Annotated in this window: 9 protein-coding genes; 2 read left to right on the top strand and 7 right to left on the bottom strand. The window is 66.7% G+C overall.

All coding sequences use genetic code 11. The features are described from left to right. A partial coding sequence (locus V7787_RS38765; RefSeq protein ID WP_336092866.1) for a nuclear transport factor 2 family protein occupies positions 1 to 358 on the bottom strand: 358 nt, incomplete at its 3' end. A 297-nt stretch (positions 359 to 655) separates the two neighbouring features. Between V7787_RS38765 and V7787_RS38760 the strand changes: the two genes are divergently transcribed. Further along, the gene (locus tag V7787_RS38760; RefSeq protein ID WP_336092864.1) at positions 656 to 1129 is read left to right on the top strand and encodes a hypothetical protein; all 474 of its coding nucleotides are present in this window, start codon (positions 656 to 658) and stop codon (positions 1127 to 1129) included. A 3-nt stretch (positions 1130 to 1132) separates the two neighbouring features. On the opposite strand, the gene V7787_RS38755 is transcribed toward V7787_RS38760, so the two are convergent. Together V7787_RS38755 and V7787_RS38750 are read right to left on the bottom strand one after the other, a co-directional pair. Next, positions 1133 to 2005, bottom strand: coding sequence for a HEAT repeat domain-containing protein (locus tag V7787_RS38755; protein WP_336092862.1), 873 nt, complete (start codon positions 2003 to 2005; stop codon positions 1133 to 1135). Between the two features lie 27 nt (positions 2006 to 2032). After that, the gene (locus V7787_RS38750) at positions 2033 to 2491 is read right to left on the bottom strand and encodes a hypothetical protein (RefSeq protein ID WP_336092861.1); all 459 of its coding nucleotides are present in this window, start codon (positions 2489 to 2491) and stop codon (positions 2033 to 2035) included. Here V7787_RS38750 and V7787_RS38745 point away from each other — a divergent pair. Then, positions 2481 to 2669: a hypothetical protein gene (locus V7787_RS38745; RefSeq protein WP_336092860.1), complete on the top strand. Its 189-nt coding sequence runs from the start codon at positions 2481 to 2483 to the stop codon at positions 2667 to 2669. The two genes, V7787_RS38750 and V7787_RS38745, sit on opposite strands and share 11 nt — an antisense overlap. Before the next feature lie 85 nt (positions 2670 to 2754). Here V7787_RS38745 and V7787_RS38740 read toward each other — a convergent pair whose 3' ends face one another. From V7787_RS38740 to V7787_RS38725, 4 genes are read right to left on the bottom strand one after another with little or no spacing between them, the layout of a single operon-like run. Then, complete coding sequence (locus tag V7787_RS38740; protein WP_336092859.1) at positions 2755 to 3969, bottom strand: AGE family epimerase/isomerase; 1215 nt, start codon at positions 3967 to 3969, stop codon at positions 2755 to 2757. Further along, the gene (locus V7787_RS38735) at positions 3966 to 4988 is read right to left on the bottom strand and encodes a carbohydrate kinase family protein (protein ID WP_336092858.1); all 1023 of its coding nucleotides are present in this window, start codon (positions 4986 to 4988) and stop codon (positions 3966 to 3968) included. Before V7787_RS38735 ends, V7787_RS38740 begins: the two co-directional genes overlap by 4 nt. Beyond that, entirely contained in the window at positions 4988 to 6286 is a 1299-nt protein-coding gene (locus V7787_RS38730) for a sugar MFS transporter (protein WP_336092857.1), read from the bottom strand. Before V7787_RS38730 ends, V7787_RS38735 begins: the two co-directional genes overlap by 1 nt. Then, positions 6283 to 7335, bottom strand: coding sequence for a LacI family DNA-binding transcriptional regulator (locus V7787_RS38725; RefSeq protein WP_336092856.1), 1053 nt, complete (start codon positions 7333 to 7335; stop codon positions 6283 to 6285). The genes V7787_RS38730 and V7787_RS38725 overlap by 4 nt, the downstream gene beginning before the upstream one ends. Between the last annotated feature and the right edge of the window lie 186 nt (positions 7336 to 7521).

Here is a 7521-nt window from a genome sequence, read left to right as displayed (position 1 = left end):
AGAAGAACTGCTCGTGCACGATCTTGCCGCCGCGCACTTTGTACACCGCGACTTCGGCCATCGGCATGCGGCCCATGCTCTTGTAGGTCGCGTCCAGGCCCATGGCCAGGCTGAACCAGTCGCCGCCGATCACCGCGTCGCTGCACCAGCTGTCGTGCACTTCGACCACGTCGTCCTGGAATTTGCGGCCTTTCTCGCGGATGGCTTCGATGCCTTTGACGTTGCCCAGCGGTCCGGCTTCGTTGCCGGGCGCCTCGATGCTGATCGCGTCGTCGGCGTAAAGCTCGTCGGTGATCTGCGCGTGCTTGCCCTGACGGCACAATTCGACATAGCGGTCGGCGATTTGCTGGATGTCCATGCGGGCGCTCCGGGTAGAGGGGAACGGCCAGGATAGAGGCGCGAACGTTGCGCGGCTGCGCACGATCGTCATCGTCGCGAGGTGACGTCTTGCGTTTCCGACGGACGGCAGGCGAATGCGTGATGGCTCAGGTGTTGTGCGCTAATGCCATGGCCTAAGGCGGAAAATAGCGGCTCAATTTGTGCGCATAAACCGATCAATTTGTGCGCAGAAACCGAGGCCGCGGCAATAGCGCTAAGCTAGCGCTTGAAATTCGACCGTGCACGCGCGCCTGACGATTCGCCAGTGGAGATACGAATGGAGTCGAGCAACCCTTACCAATCCCCGGCCGCGGCCGTTACCGATGCGCTGGCCGATGCCGGCCGGCCGCTGTTTCGAACCAGCGGTGTTTTCATCGCCACGATCATGGGATCGATTCTCGCCGGCGGGTGGGTGATCGGCATGAATCACGCCGCGCGCGGCGAATTCCGCCAAGCGCGCATGGCGCGGTTGTATGCCGTGCTCGGCGCGATCGCATTGATGACGCTTTCGCTGCTGCTGCCCGAGCAAGTGCCGGGTGTCGTCTACCTGATTCCGCAGTTGGTGGCGATCAACTATTGGGTGAAGCGGGCCCAGGGCGAAGCGATCGACGCGCGGGTAGCGGCCGGACTGCCGATGCGTTCCAACTGGCTGGCCGCCGGCATCGGCTTGCTTGGGGCGTTGGTGGTGGTCGCCATAGCGATCGCAACGGTCGGTATTGCCGTTTACGGTTTCGGCGTCGAGCTGGGCTGAGGATCATTGCGTCGACGCGGCGCGGTCCGCGCCGGCGGCGTCCTGATAGATCGCGAACTCGCGGGCATTCAGACTGAAATCGCGCAGCGCCGTGACCGCGGCGTCGCGCAGCTCCGAGCCCGGCGGGCTCTCGCTGGCCAGCAGTAGCAAGGTTTGCTTGAGCTCGTCGCCGCGCGCGTTGGACAGCGACACCGCGGTGATCGCCGAACGCACAACTTCAGGAGCGCTGTCGTCCAGCCCCTCGCGCAGCGGTTTTTCGATCGCCGCGCTGCGGTCCCATTGGGCCAGATGCACCAGGCCGGAGGCGCGGATGCGCGGGTCGTCGGATTCGCGCAGCGATTGCAGTTGCACGAGCAGCGGCGCGAGCTGTTCGGTCGACAGCGGGGTGGGCGTCATCGCCGCAATTACCTGTTCTCTGCGCGAGGGATCGGGCGTCGCCGCGAGGTAGGCCAGGAACGTGTCGCGGATCTGCGGGTCGGAGAGTGGAAATCTGGCGAGTTCGTCGAAGCACCGTTGCGATATCGCTTTTTGCGCGCTGTCCGAGCAATTCAGCGCGGCGAGTAGAGCCGGCCTGCTCGGCTCGCCGGCTGGCGCAATGCCAGCGGCTTGGCCTTCGCGCTGCGTCTGGGGATAGCCGTCGCCCGCCTTCGGGTCTTCAAGCGTGCGCCGCTCGGCCGGAAGAGGCGGCGCGGCAGAGTGTGTCTGCGCAAGTCGGTCGCCTGCGGAGAACCAAGTGGAGGCGAACCAGCCGCAGCCGAACGCGACGGCCGCGATCAGTGCGGCCGTCGCGCAACGCAGCGGGTGTCCAGTCGGGCGAACGGGCGCGTTGGGAGATCTGTCCATCGGATGGCCAGTATCGCCGACACGCTGGCGCATGCAGGCGAGGACGGTCTGTGCCGACGATCAGTCGCAGTGCCCGGAAACGCTCTGAACATAGGCGTGGACGCCGCCGGGCCTGTTGGCGACCGCGTCGATGCCGCCCTGGGCCGACAGGCAGCGATCCGTGCCCGACAGACTGACCGGTCCGGCTTGGTACCTGTAAACCTTTTGGTCGACTTTGAGCGGTGAACTCGCGGCGCAGCTTCCGGTGCTGGCGTTGAAGTTGCTGCGCGTGCAGGTGCGCAGGCTCACCGAGGTCCAGTGCGGCTTGTCCCAGGTCCGCGACGAGTGCACCGTGCGCGCGCAGTTCTTGCCCGAGGCCGCGTCCCAGTAGACCTGCAACTCGCCCAGCTTGGGTCCGTCGGGATAACCCTGGCGGATGACCTTCATGGCGATGAGTTTGCCCGGACACGCCTGCGCGGCGGCGGCTGCGGATACGGACAGGCCGGCCAACAACAGCAGGCTTGCGCAGATGATCTTCATGTTCGTTCTCCTCCGTTTTGCCCGATCGGCCGTGCGAGCCTACGAGGGCGCGGTGAAGGAAGCGTTTGCAGTCGATGCCAACGAGCTGAACGATCTGAATGCGGCCTCGCAACAGCGCAGAACTGAATTGGGATCGCTCGGGCCGTGCGCTTATTCAGCACGGCCGCACTGCATGTGATTGCAGCGTATCGACGCAGCATGGCGGCGAGACCTCGCGCATCGCAGGCGAGGTCTCGCGGTCGAAGCCGCTCGCGCGGAATGCCTCAGCCTTCGCGCAAGCAGCGCATCACTTCGTAGCACGCGCCCATGGTGTGGTAGTCGGTCTTGCCGGCGGGGCTCTTCTCGTCGCTGTACTTGCGGTTCTGGCGGTCGAGGATGCGATACCAGGCGCCGTACTCGTGATCGACCATATGCCGCCACGCGTACGCCCACAGCTTTTGATACCACTGCACGTATTGCTCGTCGCCGGTACGTTGCGCCAGCAGCGCCGCGGTCGCCAGCGATTCGGCCTGGACCCAGAAGTACTTGTCGTCGTCGCACACGCTGCCGTCGGGAGCGAAGCCGTAGGCGAGGCCGCCGAACTCGTTGTCCCATGAGCGCGCGACCGCCACGTCGAACAAATGCCGCGCGGTCGGCACCAGCCAGTCGGGCGCGGCGCCGCGCGCGGACAGATGGCGGTCGAGAATCAGCAGCAGCTTGGCCCACTCGGTCTGGTGGCCGGGTTGGAAGCCCCACGGGCGGAACAGGTGCTTGGGATCGTCGCGGTGGTAGTCCCAGTCGATGTTCCAGTCGCGGTCGTAGTGTTCCCACACCAGGCCGTCGGCTTTGGCCGCCTGGCGTTGGGTCATGTTCTGCGCCAGGGTCAGCGCGCGGTCGAGGTAGCGCGCGTTGCCGGAGGCTTCGAACGCCGCCAGCATCGCCTCGCACATGTGCATGTTGGCGTTCTGGCCGCGGTAGTCGGTGAAGTTCCAGTCGGCGTCGGCTTCGTCGCGGTACAGGCCGTGCTGCGGCTCCCAGAAGCGCGCTTCCAGCAAGTCCCAGGTTTCGTCCATCCACCCGGCCGCTTCGGCGATGTCGGCCTTGAGCGCGGTGGAATAGGCCAGCAGCACGAACGCGCCGCCGTAGCAGTGGTTCATCCGGTCTTCCGGCGCGCCGTCGCGGACCGTCCAGGCGTAGCCGCCGGTGGCCGGGTTGCGATGCACCTCGCGCAGGTAACGCAGGCCGTGGCGCGCGCGTTCGCGGTAGTCCTCGCGCTCGAACTCGATCGCCGCCATCGCGTAGTTGAAGACGAAGCGGGTGCTGCTGACCAGGTGCCGATGCGAGGCGTCGTAAACCGTGCCGTCGTCGCGGAAGTAATGGAAGAAACCGCCGTCGGGATCCAGCGCCACCGGATCGTAGAACGCCATCGTGTCCTGGATGTGCTGGCGCAGCACGTCGGGATTGCGGAAGTCCGGCAACGGATTGGAAGGAAGATTCATGCTTGTTCCTGCATCAGTCGTTCGACATCGGCCGCGCTGGGCATCGCCGCGAACGCGCCGTGGCGGGTGGTGGCCAGCGCGCCGGCGGCGGCGGCATAACGCAGCGCGCCGATCAGATCGTCTTCGCGCTGCAGGAAATCGGAGAAGTTGGAGGCGTCCACGCCCAACTCGGCCAGGCGTTGCAGCAAGCCGCCGACGAAGGCATCGCCCGCGCCGGTGGTGTCGCTGGGCGCGACCTTGAACGTCGGCGCCTGGCCATGACTGGTGCGGGTGTACCAGCGGATCGGGGTGGCGCCGTCGGTGATCAGCACGCAGCGCGCATAGCCATGCCACAGCCGTTGCAGCGCCGCTTCTTCGCCGCCCAGGTGCTTGCACAGGAACTCGAATTCGCTGCCGCACAGCTTGATCAGATCGGCTTCCAGCAACGCCGCCAGCAAGCGCGGCGCGGGGTCGACGTCGGCCGGCCACAGCGACGGACGCAGGTTCATGTCCATGCTGACCAAGGCCCCGGCCATGCGCGCGCGGCGCATGCCGGCCAAGGTGGTCGCGGCGATCGCTTCCTCGGTCAGGCTGTTGGAGCAGACGTGGAACACGCCGGCATCGACGAAGCTGTCGGCACGGAAGTCCGCGTCGCGGAACAGCAGGTCGGCCGCCGGCGGGCGGTAGAAGCTGAAGCTGCGCTCGCCGTCGCCGTCCAGCGAGACGAACGCCAGCGCGGTCTTGGCCTGCGCGGTGCGCAGGATATGCCGCGTGTCCACGCCGTAATGGCCGAACTGCTCGGCGATGAAGTCGCCGAACATGTCCTGGCCGAGCATGCCCAGAAAACGCGCGTTGCCGCCCAACCGCGCGGCCGCGACCGCGACGTTGGCCGGCGCGCCGCCGGCGTACTCGACGAAATGGCGCGGCTCGCCGTCGGCGTTGGCGGGACGGGCGAGGAAATCGATCAGCGCTTCACCGAAACAGACGATGGCGGGACGGGAGCGATCCGCGGAAGACGCGGCCGGCGGTGCAACGGACATCAATGCATTACTCCTGAAGCTTGCGCGCTGGCGTGCTGTCCCTGTCCGGCGCGGATGCGCGAACCGCTCAGGCCGTACCAGACGATGAAGGCGTAGCAGACCAGCGGGATCGCGAACGAGTGCTGGATACCGATGCGATCGGACAGGGCGCCTTGCAACAACGGAATCACCGCGCCGCCGACGATGCCCATGATCAGCAGGCTGGAGGCCTTGCTGGTCATCGGCCCGAGCCGTTCGATGGCGATGGTGAAGATGGTCGGGAACATGATCGAGTTGAACAGGCCGATCGCCAGCACCGTCCACATCGCGATCGAACCCTTGCTGGCCATGGTCAGCGCCAGCAGTGCCATCGCCGCGACCGCAGCCAGTGCCAACAAGCGGCGCGCATCGAAGCGCTGCAGCAGCGCCGCGCCGATGAAGCGGCCGACCATCGCGCCGCCCCAGTAATACGCCAGATGCTCGGCGGCGACCGCGTGGGTGATGTTGCCGATCTCCGGGGCGGAGATGTAGTTGATCAGGAAGCTGCCGATCGACACTTCCGCGCCGACGTAGACGAAGATCGCGATCACCCCGAACAGCAGATGCTTCTGCCCCAGCACCTCGGCGAAGCTGTGATGCACCGGGTCGGCGCTCTCGGTGGCTTCCTTGAGCGAAGGGATGCGCATGGCGTAGACGAACACCGCCAGCAGCAACAGGCCGGCGGCGATGATCATGTACGGCATCTGCACCGACGCGGCCTCATGGGCGCGGTACGCGGCTTGTTCGGCGATCGACTTGGCGGCCAGGTCCGCGGTGCTGAGCACCGCGCCGGACAGGATCAGCGGCCCGATCACATACGGAAACACCGTGGTGCCGAGCGAGTTCAAGGCCTGGGCCAGATTCAAGCGGCTGGGCGCGCCGGCCGGGTCGCCGAGCAGGCTGATGTAGGGATTGGCCGAGACCTGCAGCAGGGTGATGCCGCTGGCGAGCACGAACAGCGCGGTCAGGAACAGCGGATACGAAGGAATGCGCGCGGCCGGGAAGAACATCGCCGCGCCGATCGCCGCGACGATCAGGCCGATCACGATGCTGTTCTTGTAGCCGAACTTGGCCACCACCTTGCTCGCCGGCAGCGACATCAAGAAGTACGCGCCGAAGAACGTCGACTGGATCAGCATCGACTGCGCGTAGTTCATGTTGAACACGGCTTTCAGATGCGGAATCAACACGTCGTTGAGACTGGTCAGGCCGCCCCAGGTGAAAAAGATCGTGGTCACCACCGCCAGCGCGGCGGTGTAGGACATGTCGCGACGGCTCATGCGGACTCTCCGGGGGGCGGTACGAGCACCTCGCTGCTGCTGCGCGCCTGCAGCCGGACCGGGGCGATGGTGTGGGCGGCGGCGAGTTCGGGTTCGCGCAGGCGCTTGAGGATGAGCTCGGCGGCCTGGCGGCCGCGCGCGCGCGGATCGACCGCGATGGTGGTCAGGGTGGGCGAGGCCACCGAGGCTTCGGGAATGTCGTCGAATCCGACCACCGCGAAATCGCCGCCGGCGCGGCGTCCGCGCGCGACCAGTCCGGCCATCAGGCCCAGCGCGACCGCGTCGTTGTAGCAGACCGCTGCGGTCGGGGCCGGATCGCGCACGAACAGCGCGCCGGTTTGTTGCGCCGCTTCCAATCGGGTCGGCGCGCATTCCACCAGCCACTGCGGCTCGGGTTCGATCCCGGCCTCGGCCAGCGCTTCGCGATAGCCCTGGCGGCGTTGCCGGCACGAGGACGAATCGCGATGGCCGCCGAAGAAGGCGATGCGGCGATGGCCGCGATCGAGCAGATGGCGGGTGGCCAGGCGCGCGCCGTGGGTGTTGTCCAGGGCGAGGAAATCCCAGGCGGTGCCGTCGAGTTCGCGGTTGAACACCAGCACCGGCGTGCGTTCGCCGACTTGCGCGCGCACCCGCGCGCCGTCGCTGCCTTCGGCGGGCGAGAGGATGATGCCGGCCGGGTCGTGTTCCATCAGCGAGGTCAGCACCGCCTGCTGGCGTTCGACCGACTCGTTGGTGCTGCCGAGCAGGGTGACGAAGCCGGCGGTGGCCAGCCATTCGTCCACGCCCGCGGCGAATTCGGCGAAGAACGGGTTGGACAGGTCGTTGATGACCAAGGCCACGCCGGTCGACACCTTGCGGCGCAAGTTGGCCGCGCCGCGGTGATAGACGTAGCCTTGGCGCTTGAGCTCGGCCTCGACCCGGGCGCGGGTGTCGGAATGCACCAGTGGGCTGCCGCGCAGCACCAGCGACACGGTCGCGCGCGACAGGCCGCAGGCGCGGGCGATGTCGGCCAGGGTGACCCGGCCTCGGGGGGCGGGTGCGTCGTTCATCGGTGGCACCTCACGAACGGTGGACGATCTGGACTCATGACGGGCGGGCTCGGAAGCTTTTGGATCGTTCTAAATCGGGTCATCCTGCGGCTTAAGCCCCGTTCCTGCATTCTGCAATGCAGCATGAACGCGGTCCGGGCGCGTGCTAGCTTGCCCGTATTTAGAACGATCTAAAAGTGGCGGCCC

The organism is Pseudomonas sp. CGJS7, assembly GCF_036961695.1.
The sequence above is the reverse complement of the archived record's forward strand: the minus strand, read 5'-3'. Positions and strand labels throughout refer to the sequence as shown.

Excerpts from the sequence above, each read along its gene's own strand:
- V7787_RS38735 (WP_336092858.1), bottom strand. The coding sequence starts at position 4,988 with ATGTCCGTTGCACCGCCGGCCGCGTCTTCCGCGGATCGCTCCCGTCCC.
- V7787_RS38730 (WP_336092857.1), bottom strand. The coding sequence starts at position 6,286 with ATGAGCCGTCGCGACATGTCCTACACCGCCGCGCTGGCGGTGGTGACC.
- V7787_RS38725 (WP_336092856.1), bottom strand. The coding sequence starts at position 7,335 with ATGAACGACGCACCCGCCCCCCGAGGCCGGGTCACCCTGGCCGACATC.
- V7787_RS38740 (WP_336092859.1), bottom strand. The coding sequence starts at position 3,969 with ATGAATCTTCCTTCCAATCCGTTGCCGGACTTCCGCAATCCCGACGTG.
- V7787_RS38755 (WP_336092862.1), bottom strand. The coding sequence starts at position 2,005 with ATGCGCCAGCGTGTCGGCGATACTGGCCATCCGATGGACAGATCTCCC.
- V7787_RS38760 (WP_336092864.1), top strand. The coding sequence starts at position 656 with ATGGAGTCGAGCAACCCTTACCAATCCCCGGCCGCGGCCGTTACCGAT.
- V7787_RS38745 (WP_336092860.1), top strand. The coding sequence starts at position 2,481 with ATGATCTTCATGTTCGTTCTCCTCCGTTTTGCCCGATCGGCCGTGCGA.
- V7787_RS38750 (WP_336092861.1), bottom strand. The coding sequence starts at position 2,491 with ATGAAGATCATCTGCGCAAGCCTGCTGTTGTTGGCCGGCCTGTCCGTA.